This window comes from Psychrobacillus sp. NPDC096426 (assembly GCF_044762745.1).
Classification (GTDB): Bacteria; Bacillota; Bacilli; order Bacillales_A; family Planococcaceae; genus Psychrobacillus.
The window spans coordinates 1-17,571 of sequence record NZ_JBIWEX010000022.1; the positions used below are offsets into that span (position 1 = coordinate 1).

A 17,571-nucleotide genomic window follows, 5' to 3' on the forward strand; every position below is an offset into this window, starting at 1 on the left:
AGCTTCTTCATCATTCGCTCGACTTGCATGTATTAGGCACGCCGCCAGCGTTCGTCCTGAGCCAGGATCAAACTCTCCATAATAGAGAACTTAAAAAGCTCATTTTGTTTTGCTGGCATCATCATTAAATGATGTCAAAATTGTTTTGCTATCAGACTAACTAAAGTTAGTCTTTCAAGCTATATTTCTTAACGTTTTGCATGTTCAGTTTTCAATGTTCATGTTGTTTATTTTGTCGTTTTGTTTTGGCGACCTTTGTATCTTAACATCCTTTTTTATACTTCGTCAACACTTTATTCGACAAAATGTTGTAAAAAGATAATAACACTTTATTCAGATAAATGCAACTAATAACTTTAGATTGTTTAAACAGCACTTGAACCCTTGTGTTATCTATTTCGAACTCTCATCTTACATCAATTTGTACATTCGCTAGTATTCTCTTTCTATCTACATTTTCCAATAAAGAAAGAGAGACACTAGGCCTCTCTTTTCATTACATTTTATTATAAGAAAATAAAATAACCAAGGAATATTACCCAAAGCCCATACATAATCGGATGAACTTCTTTTATTCGTCCTGCTACGGCCATAGTAATTGGGTAGAAGATGAATCCAATTGCGATACCAGTTGCAATTGAGTATGTTAACGGCATTGCAATTATTACGAAGAACGCTGGAACTGCAATTTCGAATTTAGTCCATTCGATATTTCCTAAAGAAGATACCATTAATACTCCTACTACTATTAATGCAGGTGCAGTTACATAAGAAGTAACAACACTTAATAATGGAAAAAAGAATAAAGATAATAATAGAAGAACTCCCGTTACTACTGCTGCAAAACCTGAGCGTGCACCTGCGGCAACACCTGCAGTTGATTCCACATAAGATGTAGTTGTCGAAGTACCGGCTACTGCACCTGCTGTAGTTGCAATTGCATCTGCAAGAAGTGCTTTACCTGCACGTGGTAGTTTACCTTCTTTCATTAACCCTGCTTGGTTTGCTACAGAAATTAACGTCCCTGCTGTATCAAAAAAGTTAACAAATAAAAATGTTAGAACTACGATTAAAAATTGAGCTGTTAATAGAGATGATGGATCATTGAATATTGGTTCAAGTGCTGCTCCAAAAGTTGGTGCCATACTTGGTACATGTCCCACAATTGCTTTTGGAATCGGTACTAGGCTAAAAATCATACCAACTACAGCAGTGATTAACATACCATAAAAAATTCCGCCTTTAATTCCTTTAACCATCATAACAACTGTAACGACTAAACCGAATATTGTAAGAAGGACATTAGGATCTGTTAAATCTCCTAAACCAACTATTACGTTTGGATTGCTTACGAGAATTTTTGAGTTTTGTAAACCAACAAATGTAATAAATAAACCAATTCCTGCGCCTACCGCAAATTTCAATTCGGCTGGAATCGCATTAATAATTGTCTCACGAATACCGGATAAAGATAAAAGAATAAAAATAACACCTGCTACAAAAACTCCTGTTAACGCTACTTGCCATGGAATTCCGAATTCTAATACAACTGTATACGCGAAGAACGCATTAAGTCCCATTCCTGGAGCAAGGGCAATAGGATATTTTGCTAATACACCCATCAAGATCGATCCGATAGCAGCTGCGATAGCTGTAGCTGTAAATACCGAGCCTTTATCCATATACATAAAATCTGGCAAACCTTCTACAGTCTCAAGCGATAGAGTCATCGGGTTTACTACTAGGATATATGCCATTGCTAGAAATGTTGTTAAACCACCAATAATCTCGTTGCGATAGTTTGTCCCTAGTTCTTCAAATCGAAAATACTTTTTCATGAGATCCTCCATTTTGTGTCTCGATAACGAAAAAAAGCATACGACCTACTAACGGTCGTATGCTTAAAAGTCCTTAATCAGTGAAAGTTTAATACTTTCATTCTAATCGTAGTCGAATCATTTACGGTGATTCGGTAGAGACTTTCGGGCCTTATTCCCAACGTTATACGACGACATATTCAAATTATGATAGTAATATAACACTATTATTTTTAAAAATCAATATCAAATCCGAACATTTTTTCAAAAAAATATTTTATAGTTCGTTTTTCTGTTTATAGATAATAATAACCTACGATCATAGAATAAATATAAAAAAAAGCTAAAATCCACGAATTGGATTTTAGACTTTTTATTATTATTCCCACTCAATCGTCGCTGGTGGTTTACTCGTTACATCATACAGTACGCGGTTAATATGTGGTACTTCATTTACCAGACGCACGCTTACTTTTTCTAGGACATCCCATGGGATACGTGCCCAGTCAGAAGTCATTCCATCTATAGAAGTTACTGCACGGATACCGATTGCGTAGTCATACGTACGAGCATCGCCCATTACGCCAACGCTACGGATGTCTGGAAGTACAGTGAAGTATTGCCAAATATCACGATCCAGTCCTGCTTTTGCAATTTCTTCACGAAGAATTGCATCTGATTCACGAACGATTTCTAATTTTTCTTCAGTTACTTCACCAAGAACGCGGATACCTAATCCCGGACCTGGGAAAGGTTGACGCCAAACGATTGCTTCATCAAGACCAAGCTCTAAACCAAGTGCACGTACTTCGTCTTTAAACAATGTTTTTAATGGTTCGATTAACTTGAACTGCATATCTTCAGGTAGTCCACCTACATTATGGTGAGATTTAATTGTTTGAGCTGTTGCAGTACCAGATTCAATAATATCTGTATATAGAGTACCTTGAGCTAAGAAATCCATACCATCTAGTTTAGAAGCCTCTTCATCAAATACATAAATGAATTCGTTACCGATAATTTTACGTTTCTTTTCAGGGTCAGAAACTCCTGCAAGTTTATTCATAAAACGCTCACGAGCATCAATTTTGATCACTTTCATATTAAAACCTTCCGTGAAGGTCTTCATCACTTGTTCAACCTCACCTTTTCGGTTTAGGTTGTGATCCACGAACATACAAGTTAACTGGTCACCAATTGCTTTATGAATTAGAACAGCAACTACAGAGGAATCTACTCCACCACTTAGTGCACATAGAACCTTTTTGTCGCCAACTTCCGCGCGAATTTTTTCGATTTCCATTTCTACAAAGCTTTCCATAGTCCAGTCGCCTGTTGCATGGCAAATATCGAACACGAATTGGCGTAGTAAATCAATTCCGTAAATAGAATGTCTTACTTCTGGGTGGAATTGAACTGCGTATAAATTCTTCGCTTCATTTGCCATTGCAGCAACTTCACAAGAAGGGCTCGTTGCAATTACTTCAAATCCTTCTGGAGCTACTGTTACATGGTCACCGTGACTCATCCAAACAACTTGGTTTGCAGGAAGTTGTCCAAATAAAGCCGTAGCATTTTTCACATCAATTTCCGCTTTACCATATTCTCTATGAGAAGCTTTTTCCACTTTCCCACCGAAATGTTGCGACATTAATTGCATCCCGTAACAAATACCTAAAATAGGAACACCAATGTCATAAATCGCTGGATCAATATGAAATGCATTTTCATCATATACTGAGTTCGGACCACCAGAGAAAATGATTCCCGTAGCATTCATCTTCTTTAAATCTTCCGCTGTTACTGTATGTGGGTGTAACTCACTATAAACTCCAAATTCACGAATACGACGCGTAATTAGCTGATTATACTGACTACCGAAATCTAGTACAACAATTTTTTCTTGTTCTTTCAACAATGGAGTTGAAGTCATTAGCATCCACCTCTTCTTTATTAGTAATCTAAATCAATCCTCGAAATTAAAAAAACGCATAAGAAAGCTTCCTCTTTCTACGCGTTTATGTTCTCTACTTCAAAAAGGTGAATGCAAATGCCAAAAAAAGGCATGATTGCATTCACCTTCATAGTCAAGTTATTATCGGTAACTTGGTAGAGACATCCGAACCATATTATCGGACATATACGAGGGCAACTTAGTCAATTTAATTTGAATATAGTTTACAGCTTGTGGCATGTAAAATCAACTGCTTAGCTGATTGATTAAATTTTCCCAACTTTCCCGCATCAATAGGTAATTAATCTCTAGTTTATTACCACCGTAGAATCCTTCTTCATATGCTCTTGTCAACTTCTTCATATGGTTCCCACTAAAATATCCATCGATCCGTGTTGCGTAATCCGTTAATGTTTGGCCCTGTTCTTTCACATAGCCATAAGAATGAAGCTGTCTGAGTAACTGATGATACATCTTTTCAAACGTTTCCCAATCATTTTTTCTTATCCGGTAAGCAGGGATCAGTACTTTTGATAACCATTTGCGTCTAAAATGGTAAGCAAGCAAACTGATAAAAGCTAGTCCGATAATTGTCCATATAAATGCAGCTTTTCGGTCCAATACCCAATTTACACTACTGCTCATTACTTCCGTGAATTTTTCGGAAATCTCTGTTCTGTCTGTCTCCGGCTTTGGTTTTGTAGGAGCAGGTGCTGGTGTCTGCACTGGAGCTTCCAATTCATCCGTTTGTATATCTAAATCATAGTTTACGTTTGCACTATTGGAAAATCCAATCGTGGGTTCGAAAGTCATCCATCCTATATTCGGAAAATACGCCTCGACCCATGAATGGGCGTTGTTATTCGTTATTTCATAAACAGGAACACTGTCTTCTCTTTGCACAATCTCTCCAGGCGCAAAGCCTTTCACCCAACGTGCTGGGATTCCTTCCGAACGAAGCAAAACAACCATAGAAGTTGAAAAGTTATCACAATATCCTACCTTCGTATCAAATAAAAATTGATCGACGTAATCCGTATCCCCTTCTGGAATTGCTGCTAGTTGCTGATTATAACGAAAGCTGTTTTGACTGAAGTACCGCTCAATGGATTTTGCTTTTTCATATAAGCTTCCGTCCCCTTCCGTAATTGAGGTAGCTAACTCTCTTACTCTAGTTGGTAAAGTTTCAGGCAATTGTAAATACCGATCGAACTCACTTGTTAGACTATCCAAACTGTCTATTTTCGTGTTTCGGAGAGCTTTTAAGCTATACACGGGCTCACTATAAGCAACGTCATAATTTCTTATAGGCACAGTACTACCACCATTGAACGTAGAAATTTTTTGATCTGTTTCATTCCATGAAAGAGTAAATGGCTCTAGCGCATCTACCCGCTTAATGCCATAAGGTTGCATGACAAAAGGATAGTCCTGTAGCATAGAAATGCTTGCAATCGCCGTTCTTTCTTCCTCGCCTGGTGCAATGTCAGATTGAATTATTTCTCCTACTTGATAGCTACTAATTTGTGCATCTGTATTAGATTGAATCCACCCTTTAGATGTATACGTATCCTTCGTCTCGATTTTCCAATACTGTTTGGTCGGAACAACAGCTGTAAATACAGGAGAATCATCTGCGTCAAATGCTCCGCCTAAGTTTTCATCATTTTCTCCGTAACCTACGCTCCGGTGCATCCCCGTTCCGTATCGACCCTCCCCAGTAGAAGGTTTAGCAGAAGTGAAAAAAGGGACAGGATCTGGCCAACTTGGTCCAGCCTTCGGTAAAATAAAGGCCAATGTTCCACTGATCACAAGTATTCCAATGAGACTTCCTACACCACCAAGTAAAAATGGGACTTTCACTTGCTCTTTATTTTCATAGCCAATCTTTTCGACATACAATAATCCCATTGCGATAAACCCAGAGACTAATGCAATTACAATACTTTTTTCACCATTATACGGACTAAAAGTATCAAGGATTGTTATAAATAAAACCGTGAGTACAAAAAATAAAAGTATACTTTTTCTAACACGAATCCAATAATTTAATAAATATGTCGTCATCCATAGTAGTAAAAAAAATAAAAATGTGCGAAAAGGATTTGTTACCGCCAACCATTCGCGTGTAACTAAAGCAGTTAAGTTTACACGAAGCGCTTCTGCCAAATAAGAAAAAGTATCCCGAGAGAAAAACGAAAAATCAGTATAAATAGAAATAATAACCCAACAAATTAAAACCAATTTTAATGGGGCTGCATAATACCATTTCAATCTCACAAAGTAAAATAAAAAGGAGATCAATAAATACAAACTAAATAAATACAAATGATCGGTATCCGTTAGCTCAATAACCGGTTTTAACCATTCAACCATTAAAACAAATACAAATAAATATATAAAAAAAGAAAGCACTGTTTTCTTACTCATGAACGAGTCACCTCCAAAAACGCTTGGGCAAAACGATCTTTCGGAATAGTATGAACGCGTATCCCTCTACTGGCAGCAAATTGCTGCATGACTTGAGCCTCTTTCGTTAACTTTTCGTCTTTTTGTTTGACAACAAAGCATGTGCAAACACGCAAATTACTTGCCGTTTTTTGAACACTATCTATCCATTCATATGTAAGATTACTTGTAACATATAAAAGAGAAGTTGCTTGGGCTAATGCCCCGTCATGTAACATGACTTGTTCTATTGGCTTTGTTAAATCCGGTTGAACTTTCGTTAAATGATAAAGTGCTCGTTGCAATTGGGCTTCACTTTGAACAGTTGGAATATAAAAACGATTTTCACCAAGCGACAAAAATGCACTGGATGCTTGATGACGCACGATTGCTTGTAAAATCGAGGCAGTTAAATCGACCATTTCTTCAAAAGAGTCAGCCGGTGTCCGATCCATCAAGACGAATAAATCTTGGGATTGACGGTCTTCAAACTCTTTCGTTTTAAGCGTTTGCGTTCTAGCAAAGGACTTCCAGTGAATCCAAGAAACCCGGTCACCCGGTTGATAAGATCTTACGCCTGTCGCCATGGAAGTGTCTTTCATCGTTTGAATTCTAGAGGCAGCTGCTCCTTGGTCATAGCGCGTTTCAATTGGGACATATACCATTTCCGTTACGTTTGGAAATACAAGCACGGTTTTGGAATTGGGAATAAATGCTTCTTTCTTTACCCACCCAAATAGATCACTCACTTGGATTGTTAGCCCCTCTAGTACATGCTCCCCCCTAGGAATATGATCCATTTCATAAGTCCAAATAAACTCTTTTTGCATCCCCCAAAAAATCATTCGTTTCCACGAAGTGATCCGCGCTAATGTTGGACTAACTTTTTCTTCAAACTTCACATACATAAGCGGAAAATGATTGTTTCTTTTTACACGAATAGTTGCAGAAAATTTTCCACCACTAAAAACATTACGAGTTTCGATTGTTCTATTTACTTCCAACTTTGAAAGCGGATAAAAAAATAAGAGCAAGGAGTAGATAGAAAGCGGAATTAACGAATAAAATAAAAACCAGCTAACAAATCCACCTTGAAACATGGCATAAACAAACGTTACGATTAGAAGAAACGTAATTCCAACAAAACCTTTTAACTGTCGTAATCGTTTAAATCGCTTTTTCATTGATTTACTTTCCTCTTATACGGGACCGGTGTTCGCTTAATAATTCGAACTATTACTTCCTCTGTGGAAATCCCATCATATCTAGCTTCCGGTCTGAGGATAACACGATGCCCAAAAACGAAGGGAGTTAAGTATTGAATATCGTCTGGTATGACAAAATCCCTTCCTTGAAGCAATGCATAACTTTGCGCGGCTCTCATTAGCGCTATGGAAGCCCTAGGACTTACCCCTAGATAAATATACGTATCTAGTCTCGTTCGATTGGCGAGATCAACAATATATCCTTTCATTGTCTGATCTACTTTCACCATTTTCACTTGTTTTTGTAAATTTATTAATTGTTCCAATGAAATAACAGATTCTATATGCTCAATTGGCGTTAACTTTTCTACTCGATCGAGTATTTCTATTTCTTCACTTGGATGCGGATATCCCATTTTCAATTTCATTAAAAATCGGTCTAGCTGTGCTTCTGGTAGTGGGTATGTCCCTTCATGCTCAATTGGATTTTGTGTTGCCATAACGAAAAATGGTTTTGGTATGGGCATAGTTATTCCATCTATTGTGACGGATGCCTCTTCCATTCCTTCGAGGAGTGCGGATTGTGTCTTAGGTGAAGTTCGATTGATTTCATCTGCGAGTATTATATTCCCCATAATTGGTCCTGCTCTAAATTCAAACTCCATTTCTTTTGGATTGTAAATGGAAACCCCTAATACATCGGATGGCAATAAATCTGGCGTAAATTGAATCCTTTTAAAATCGGCACCGATTGATTTGGCAAGCGCACGAACCATCATTGTTTTTCCAACACCCGGTACATCTTCTAGAAGTACATGCCCTTCAGCAAGAAGTGCGACTACTGCAAGTTCTGCAATATTTTTTTTTCCGATCATCACTTTTTCTATATTTGTAATAATTGATTGGATTTGCAACTGTTCCATCATTTGTTTTCCCCCGGCTTTTTTATTGAAAGACTAGTTTGAAAATTAATATAATACTTAATTAGCATACCGAATATTACAATATAATACAAACAAGAAAAACCGAACCATCTATAAGATATAACTCATTTTCAGCAGATTTCTGCTGGCGAAGAATCGTGCGGTCACTTCTCCAATATCCAGAAAGAAAAAAGTAGAGGTGGGAACTTCAATATTTCCCACACTCTACTATTTCTTACTTATTGGATTATCACGGCTAATGCTTATTATTTCCAGAAATTATCAAACACCGTAATCGGCATATGTCGCTTATGCATTGAGCGAATATAAAAACCTTCTATTTTTTCTTGTGATTCATTGGAGATCATTTTACCTTCTAAATAATCATCAATTTCCTCATACGTTACACCGAGTGCCTCTTCGTCCGGAAGTGCAGGGCGACCTTCTTCTAAATCTGCAGTTGGAACTTTTAAATATAAATGCTCCGGACATCCTAGTTGCTTAAGCAGTTGCTTTCCTTGTCTTTTATTCAAACGAAATATAGGAGCTAAATCTACACCACCATCGCCGTATTTTGTATAAAATCCTGTAACTGCTTCTGCTGCATGATCTGTTCCAAGAACAACGCCATTATGCATTGCGGCAATTGAATATTGAGCTTTCATACGTTCTCTTGCTTTTTCATTCCCTTTTGCAAAATCCGATAACGTAATACCCGCTTCACTAAGTGTACGTACACTTGCATCGACTGCCTCTTTTATATTAATCGTGACAGATTTAGACGGTTGGATAAAGCCTAGTGCATCTTGTCGTTCATGCTCATCAAATTGTAGTCCATATGGTAAACTTACTGTGATAAATGCATAAGTTTCTTCGCCAGCTTCCTTATTTAGCTCGTCCACTGCAAGTTGTGCAAGCTTCCCTACTAATGTAGAGTCTTGTCCTCCTGAAATTCCAAGTACCAAACTTTTCAAAAAGCGATGCTTCTTTAAATACGCCTTCATGAAATCGATACTGGTTCGGATTTCTTCTTCTACATCAATGTTTGGTTTTACTTTTAAAGCTTCAATAATCTTTTGTTGCATGGTTGTCATTATTATTGGCCTCCATTTTGCGCAATAAGATTGTGCTCCATTTCTTTTACTTCCTGAATGTTACGCATTTTATTGTCCCAACACTTTTGGCTTAAATCGACTGGATATTCCTCCGGGTTTAGCGAACGTTTATATTCGTCCCAAAGTAGATCTAAATTAGTGTGTGCATAGTCGCGCACTTCTCGCAAATCTGGAATTTTATACGTAACTTGTCCACCTTCAATAACCTTTACATGTAATTCTTTCGCTTCGAAGTTTGTCACAAATTTGGATACAAACGTGTGCACTGGATGGAACATTTTCAAGCGTTTTTCATGCGTTGGATCTTCGTCATGCATTGCAATATAATCGCCTTCTGCCTTTCCGTTTTCTCTATCAATAATTCGGAACAGCTTTTTTTGACCAGGTGTAGTTACTTTTTCTGTTGTAGAAGAAATTTTAATCGTGTCTTGCATCTTACCATCTTCATCTTCAATAGAGACGATTTTATATACCGCTCCAAGCGCTGGTTGGTCGTAACCCGTTATAAGCTTTGTACCAATACCCCAGCTATCTACTTTTGCCCCTTGAGCCTTTAAGTTTAAAATTGTATATTCATCTAAATCATTTGAAACGATAATTTTAACATTTGTAAATCCAGCTGCATCTAGCATCTTTCTAGCTTCTTTCGATAGAAAAGCGATATCCCCGGAATCTAAACGAATACCGATAAAATTGATTTTGTCACCAAGTTCTTTTGCCACTTTGATCGCAGTAGGGACACCCGTTTTTAATGTGTTATACGTATCCACTAAAAAAACACAGTCTTTATGACGTTTGGCATACGAGTGGAAGGCTTCGTATTCACTTTTATATGCTTGCACTAAAGAATGAGCATGTGTTCCAGACACAGGAATACCAAACATTTTACCAGCACGTACATTACTAGTAGATTCGATTCCACCTATATAGGCTGCGCGAGTTCCCCAAATAGCCGCATCCATCTCTTGTGCACGTCTTGATCCAAACTCCATTGCAATTTCATCTTTCACTACTTGTTTAATACGAGAACCTTTTGTAGCGATAAGCGTTTGGTAATTTACAATATTTAAGAGTGCAGTTTCCACAAGCTGCGCTTCTACTAATGTCGATTCAATCCGCATGATTGGCTCATTCGGAAACACAAGCTCCCCTTCCAGCATTGAGTAGACATCACCCGTAAAACGAACTGTCCGTAAATAGTCAATAAAATCTTCCTTGTAACCGAGCTCGTTTTGTAAATAATCTAAGTCACTTTCCGAAAAATGAAAATCACGTAAATAATCAAGACATCTTTCAAGTCCAGCAAAAATTGCATAACCATTTCCAAAAGGTAGCTTTCGGAAAAACAATTCAAATACTGCTTTTCTTTCATGCATATTATCTGCCCAATAAGATTCTGACATATTGATTTGATATAAATCAGTATGTAAAGCTAAACCGTCGTCTGGATAATTTTTTTCCATAATGATCCCCTTCTCCATAACTTCTAACACTAATGATTGAATCTAGTATACACTATTTCCCCTTTTTCTTGGATAAATAAACCGAAGCTATCCTTCAAAAAATAGGGATAATGCGTCTTAAGGAGATTACAGCTAGGATTTTCGCGGGGTGAGCGATAAGCCATCACCGACGCTTACGCTTACGCGTACGCCTGCGATGTCTTATCTGTCTCACTAAGGAACAAAGGCTAAGAGCGCCACATCGTGTGGCAACGCCTTCGTGACCAACATCCTGTTGGCCTCCGCCGAAGTCGCCACCCTTCCGCTCCAATCCAAGAAAATTACTAGCTAATCAGTTTCGAATTTTACAGTATATGGTTGAACGAGACAAAATTCACTGCGAACGTGACAAACTAGCCTTCGAATACGACAAAGACTACCCCGAGCGCGCCAAAAGGACCGCTCAACACGACAAACCCGAAGATCCTATCCCCAAGACGCATTATCCCTATATTCTCTATCAATACCGTATATAGTTATATATTTGATAAGCGCTAAATCATCATAAATAAACCAGCCATCTCGAATGATGACTGGTTACATTTTGAATAATTACTTTTTCCCTAAAGGAGAAACGACAGTTACTATATAATCAGCAACGGCTTGGATCTCCTCATCACTTAAAACGCCTTTAAATGCAGGCATACCATTTTTACCGTTTGTGATACGATCAATAACATCTGCTGAACTAGCAGCTATTTTACTATTTTGTAAGTTCGGACCGTTATGCCCGTTTGCTCCTTGATCTCCGTGACAAGCTATACAACTATTTGTATAAGTCTCGAGACCAATATTTGCACTCACTGTTTCACCTTCTACTGGCTTGTCAGAAGAAGTCGTAGCTTTTTCAGCAGCAGATAAAGATGCATCAATTACTTGACCTTCTGGAAAAGTTCCACCTAATTTAAACACGTACACTTTGTCGCCGTGTTTAGAGCCTGCAAGTGCATTACCCGCAGCATAGATAGCAATATATTGTTCTCCGTCAATTTCATATGTGATAGACGGAGCGTTTGCACCTGCATCCATCATGTATTCCCATACTTGATCTCCAGTTTTCGCATCAAATGCAATTAGTCGACCATCGTTATGACCTACAAATACAAGATTACCTTTAGTTGTTAATACACCACTATAAGCAACTGTATCCCAGTTTTTTTGCCATACAATTTTATTTGTTTTTACATCAAGAGCTGTTACAGTTCCACGTTGAGGAGCATTAGACACTGGTGCCATAATACTACCGACATATATAGATCCTTCCTCAAAAGCATCTTCATCTTCTCTTGAAAAAGCCATATATGTGTCATTTCCTAATACATAGTAAAGTTCTGTATCAGGGTTATACGCTGATGGTGGCCAGTTTGCTCCACCTTGAGGACCTGGTTTTAATGTAATTGGTTCATCCCAGAAAGGAGTGAAAATATTTCCAATTTGTCCTTCAAACGTACCTTCTAAATCACGATCTACGTCCTCCTGTGTTACTTCTTGAGGAACAAATGCATCCCCAATTGGGAATGGTTGAGTTGCAGCTGTTTTTTGTTCAGCTAATTGAGGTACAGGCTTTTCTTCAATTCCTACCAACGGAGTTCCATCTGTACGATCTAAGAAATAAACCCATCCAGTTTTACCTGCTTGTCCAAGACCTTTACGCATTTTTCCATCCATCTCTACATCATACAAAATAACTGGGTTCGCAGGGTCCATATCCCAAATGTCATGATGTACTTCTTGGAAATGCCATACGTAATCTCCATTTTCAGCATTCAAAGCTACTACAGAGTTATTGTATAAGTTATCACCTTCACGGTTACTACCGTCTAAGTCAGGCGCTGCATTTCCTGTAGCGAAGTAAATATACCCTAACTCTGGATCAACTGCAGGTGTATTCCAAACTGGCGCTCCACCTGTTTTCCAAGCATTCGTATCGGATGGCCAAGAATCTCCATCAACATCGCCAGGAGACGGTATTGTATAGAAACGCCAAACTTCTTTACCATATTCTGAATCATAAGCCATTACACGACCACGAATACCATATTCGCCACCTGCTACACCAGTATAAACTTTACCGTTATAGTATAATGGTGCACTTGTTATCGTGTAACCTTCTTGCCATTCTGCTACTTTTGTATCCCATAATAATTCACCTGTTTTTTGATCAAGTGCAATTAATTTTGCATCTAATAATCCCGCATACACTTTACCGTCGCCTACTGCAAGACCACGTGTTGTCCATCCACAACATACTGTATCCATGGATTGGTCAATATCAGGATGGTAAGCCCATATTTTCTCACCTGTTTTAGCATCTAGTGCGAAAATATCATTTTCTCCTGTTGTAACATACATTACACCATCAACTACTAATGGTGTAGCTTCACCAGAGTATTTAGTTCCTCCACCGGAACCAAGACTAGCTACCCAAGTCGGTTTTAAATCTCCAATGTTTTCTGATGTAATTTGATTTAATTGAGAATAACGTCTGTTATAGTAATCCCCACCGTATGTAGTCCATTCTTTTGAAGCGTACTCAACTTTTATATCCGGATTAGCTGGACTAGGTGCAACTTTTCCTTCCGGTTTTGTCGTATTTTCGGCTGTTTCATCTTTTGTTACTTCACTAGCATCAGACACACCAGTATCGGTAACTTCTTCTTGTCCTTTATCAGCTATTAACCAAAGACCAAATAGGACTACAATCGCAATTATTACTCCGACAAAAATTTGCTTACCTACCGAACTATCATTCTTTCGCATCATACTTCCCCCTCTTTTATTAATCATTTAGACTTATTGCAGTATCAGTATACTCCTGCTTTTTTACTAAAACAATAGATTTTATTACGAATTAAAGATAAATGTAACGTTTTCAAAGAAAATAAACAAAAACAAAAAAACTGTCCAAGATGTTTAATTTCTTGGACAATTCTGTTATTTAAAAAACTATTTATCTAATGGAGAAATGACCGTTACGATATAATTAGCAACAGCTTCGATCTCTTCTTGTGTTAGCGTATCTTTAAATGATGGCATGGAAGCACCTCCGTTTATCAAACGTTCAATGACTTCTTCTTTGCTTTCGGCAACTTTACTAATTTGTAAGTTCGGGCCATTATGCCCATTTGCTCCTTGATCACCATGACAAGCAATACAACTATTTTTGTAAATTGCTAGACCAGCATCAACACTACTTACTGTTTCACCTTCTGTAGGTTCATCGGTAGTGTTCTCGTTAACTTTGTCTTTCACCGAAGCATCAATCACTTGACCTGCAGGTAGAGTTCCCCCTAGCTTAAATGTATAAATTTTATCGCCATGCTTCGAACCTGCAAGTGCGTTACCTGCTGCATAGATGGAAATGTATTGCTCTCCATCAATTTCATACGTCACTGAAGGAGCATTCGCACCTGCATCCATCATGTATTCCCAAACTTGGCCTCCTGTTTTTGCATTGTATGCAATTAGACGACCATCATTGTGTCCTACAAAAACAAGATTTCCTGCTGTTGTTAAAACACCACTGTATGCAATGGAATCCCAATTATGTTGCCAAGCAATTTTATTCGTTTTTACATCAATTGCAGTAACTGTTCCTCTTGCTGGTGCATCAAGTACTGGACCAAAAATACTTCCTAAATACATGTCGCCTTCTGAGAACTCATTTAGTTCATTTCTTTCAAATGAGAAGTAATTATCTGCACCTAATACATAGTAATATTCAGTTTCTGGATTGTATGCAGAAGGTGGCCAGTTTGCCCCACCGAATGTTCCTGGTTTAAGGGTGATTGGAACATCCCAAAACGGTGTAAAAATATCTCCAATTTCACCAGTAAAATCAGGTCCCAAATCTTTTTTCACATCTTCTTCTGTTACTCCTTGTGGAACAAATGCATCACCGATTGGAAATGGTTGAGTTGCAGCAGTTTTTTGTTCTGCCAATTGCGGAACTGGCTTTTCATCAATTCCTACAAGAGGAGTTCCATCCGTACGGTCTAAGAAATAAATCCAACCAGTTTTACCAGCTTGGCCGAGACCCTTGCGCATTTTCCCATCCATGTCAACATCGTATAAAATAACTGGGTTTGCAGGGTCCATATCCCAAATATCATGATGTACCTCTTGGAAATGCCATACATAATCCCCATTCTCAGCATTCAATGCTACTACGGAGTTATTATATAGATTATCCCCTTCACGGTTACTACCATCTATGTCTGGTGCTGCATTACCTGTTGCAAAATATATATAACCAAGTTCCGGATCTACTGCTGGCGTATTCCATACTGGAGCACCGCCTGTTATCCAAGCATTATTATCCGACGGCCATGTATCGCCATGAATGTCAGCAGGGCCAGGAATTGTATAGAATCGCCAAACTTCATATCCTAAATCCGAATTATACGCCATCACGCGACCACGAATGCCATATTCCCCTCCTGACACACCAGTATATACTTTACCGTTATAGTATAATGGTGCACTCGTTACAGTGTAACCTTCTTCCCATTCTGCTACTTTTGTTTCCCATAATAATTCACCCGTTTTTTGATCAAGGGCGATTAAGCGAGCATCGAGTAGTCCTGCATATACTTTACCGTCGCCAACTGCGACACCTCTTGATGTCCAACCACAACATACTGTATCCATCTCTTGTGGAATCTCAGGTGTATATGCCCAAATCTGTTCACCTGTTTTAGCGTCAATTGCAAATATGTCATTTGCACCTGTAGTAATATACATAATACCGTCCGCTACAATTGGAGTAGCTTCACCAGAATGTTTTCCTTCTGCACCAGAACCTAGACTAGTAACCCAAGTAGTTTTTAAGTCTCCTATGTTTTCAGATGTAATTTGATTCAAAGTGGAATAACGTCTGTTGAAATAATCGCCACCATGAATTGCCCAATCTTTTGAAGCATATTCCACTTTTATATTAGGATTGGCAGGGCTAGGTGCTACCTTGTCCTCTACATTAACTTCTACCTCAACTTCCGCCTCATTCTTCACCTCTGTTCCTTCTTTTACAGTTATTGTAGCGAATTCGGATACTCCTTTTTGTTCTTTATCAGCAAATATATAAAGAACAAGAATCGTTACTAGAGCAATAATAATTCCGATAAAAATTTTTGCCCATACAGGTATGTGCTCATCTCTCATCTTAATCCTCCCCTTTAAACTATTAAAATACCGTTTCAATAGTTTATGTTTCGGATTATAAATAAATGATATCGCTTACATTTCGTTCAACATAAAAAACTGTCCGTGAGCGCTAACTCAAGAACAGTTTTCGAGATGATTATTTAGTTAAGTCTTGGCATCCTTGATAAATCAGATCAAATAATTCTTCAATATCCGATTCTTCCACACATGAAAACGCCACGCGGATATCCGTTTTATTACTTGCAATAACACCTACACCATATTGATCTAATAAATGAAGGCGAAGTGTTTCTGCATCTAAATTATTTAACTTCAAGCACATGAAGTACCCTGAGTTAAATGGATAATATGTCCAGAAAGGAGCAAACTTTTCGTTTGCCAGCACTTTCTTCGTTTGAATGGCACGCCCTTGCATAATTTGAAATTTCTCTTCTTTTTCTTTTAAAAATTCTTCCGACTGTAAAGACTCCAAAAGAATTGTTTGGGAAATATGAGATCCGCTTGAAATCGTTCCACGGATAATGCCCTTCGTTTTTTGTTCTAATGCATCTAGTACATCAGGCGTTGCAGCGTAAGTTATGAAACCAACGCGTAATCCCCATACATAGTTTTCTTTAGTGGCACCGTCGATTTTCACTGGCAAAATATTTGGATGGCTTTCTGCTAATAATCCGAATAATGATTCCTTAATAGAATCTTCATAGAATAATCCAAAATAAGCATCATCTAATACTACAACTAATTTAGTACCAGAAGCTGCAATGTCTATTAATACTTGAACAATTTCTTGTGCTTCATTAATAGATGGTGTATAGCCAGTTGGATTGTTCGGAAAGTTTAATAAAACAATTGCTTTTTCTTTTTGCTTCGCTAATGTCTCACGGAAAGCCTCTACGTGAAAACCATTGTATTCATTGAATAATGGAAACGTTTCGACGCGTCCGCTTCTTCTAACTTGAAATACCGTATTATAGTTACCCCAATATTGCTCCGGCGTAATAAGGACATCACCAGGATTCATAAACAAATCCGCTACAATACTTAAACCATGCGTTAATGCGCTAGTTACAATTGGCAATCCAATTGATTTGTTTTGCATAGAAGGATTATCCTTTAATAATTTTTCTTTCCAAATGGAACGTAATAATTCCTTTCCTTGTGGCGCTGCATATGGGTATATATCTTTTGGAGCGTACCCTAATTTATCTTGTATATGACGGAAATGCATTGGCTCTCCATTTTCCGTTGCGATTCCGATTGTTGCGTTAAAGCGATGTGCTTTTTTCCCTGCTTCTGCACTTTGGCTTAATATCCCTTTTGGATAGTATAAATTTTTTCCTAGATCGGATAACATGTCAAAAATGACCGGATTTTCTTTTTGCATTTTCTCATTTAATTGCAAGGCTAAAGCATTCATCTATTGGTACCTCCAGAAAGTTGATTT

Annotated in this window: 10 protein-coding genes, 1 rRNA gene and 2 riboswitches; all 11 genes read right to left on the reverse strand. The window is 38.0% G+C overall.

What is annotated here, in order from left to right:
- Positions 1 to 83 (reverse strand): 16S ribosomal RNA (locus tag ACIQYS_RS16840); the annotation flags it as partial.
- Between the two features lie 423 nt (positions 84 to 506).
- Positions 507 to 1,838: an NCS2 family permease gene (locus tag ACIQYS_RS16845; protein WP_402982407.1), complete on the reverse strand. Its 1,332-nt coding sequence runs from the start codon at positions 1,836 to 1,838 to the stop codon at positions 507 to 509.
- A gap of 89 nt (positions 1,839 to 1,927) precedes the next feature.
- Positions 1,928 to 2,029, reverse strand: a riboswitch (purine riboswitch).
- Positions 2,030 to 2,196: 167 nt separating this feature from the next.
- Positions 2,197 to 3,750 carry a glutamine-hydrolyzing GMP synthase gene (guaA, locus tag ACIQYS_RS16850; RefSeq protein WP_402982409.1) on the reverse strand — a complete coding sequence of 518 codons (1,554 nt, stop codon included), beginning with the start codon at positions 3,748 to 3,750 and terminating at the stop codon, positions 2,197 to 2,199.
- Positions 3,751 to 3,881: 131 nt separating this feature from the next.
- A riboswitch (purine riboswitch) is annotated at positions 3,882 to 3,983 on the reverse strand.
- 34 nt (positions 3,984 to 4,017) lie between these two features.
- Complete coding sequence (locus ACIQYS_RS16855) at positions 4,018 to 6,201, reverse strand: DUF4129 domain-containing transglutaminase family protein (RefSeq protein WP_402982411.1); 2,184 nt, start codon at positions 6,199 to 6,201, stop codon at positions 4,018 to 4,020.
- Positions 6,198 to 7,403, reverse strand: a complete 1,206-nt coding sequence (locus ACIQYS_RS16860) for a DUF58 domain-containing protein (protein ID WP_402982413.1) — start codon at positions 7,401 to 7,403, stop codon at positions 6,198 to 6,200. The genes ACIQYS_RS16855 and ACIQYS_RS16860 overlap by 4 nt, the downstream gene beginning before the upstream one ends.
- Positions 7,400 to 8,350, reverse strand: a complete 951-nt coding sequence (locus ACIQYS_RS16865; RefSeq protein WP_402982415.1) for an AAA family ATPase — start codon at positions 8,348 to 8,350, stop codon at positions 7,400 to 7,402. The genes ACIQYS_RS16860 and ACIQYS_RS16865 overlap by 4 nt, the downstream gene beginning before the upstream one ends.
- Before the next feature lie 263 nt (positions 8,351 to 8,613).
- Positions 8,614 to 9,441, reverse strand: a complete 828-nt coding sequence (nadE, locus tag ACIQYS_RS16870) for an ammonia-dependent NAD(+) synthetase (RefSeq protein WP_402982417.1) — start codon at positions 9,439 to 9,441, stop codon at positions 8,614 to 8,616.
- 2 nt (positions 9,442 to 9,443) lie between these two features.
- Positions 9,444 to 10,925 carry a nicotinate phosphoribosyltransferase gene (locus ACIQYS_RS16875; RefSeq protein ID WP_402982419.1) on the reverse strand — a complete coding sequence of 494 codons (1,482 nt, stop codon included), beginning with the start codon at positions 10,923 to 10,925 and terminating at the stop codon, positions 9,444 to 9,446.
- A 591-nt stretch (positions 10,926 to 11,516) separates the two neighbouring features.
- Positions 11,517 to 13,724 (reverse strand): outer membrane protein assembly factor BamB family protein, encoded by a 2,208-nt coding sequence (locus ACIQYS_RS16880; RefSeq protein WP_402982421.1) that lies wholly within the window; start codon positions 13,722 to 13,724, stop codon positions 11,517 to 11,519.
- A gap of 186 nt (positions 13,725 to 13,910) precedes the next feature.
- Positions 13,911 to 16,124: an outer membrane protein assembly factor BamB family protein gene (locus ACIQYS_RS16885; protein ID WP_402982423.1), complete on the reverse strand. Its 2,214-nt coding sequence runs from the start codon at positions 16,122 to 16,124 to the stop codon at positions 13,911 to 13,913.
- Between the two features lie 139 nt (positions 16,125 to 16,263).
- Entirely contained in the window at positions 16,264 to 17,544 is a 1,281-nt protein-coding gene (locus ACIQYS_RS16890; RefSeq protein WP_402982425.1) for an aminotransferase class I/II-fold pyridoxal phosphate-dependent enzyme, read from the reverse strand.
- Positions 17,545 to 17,571 lie beyond the last annotated feature (27 nt).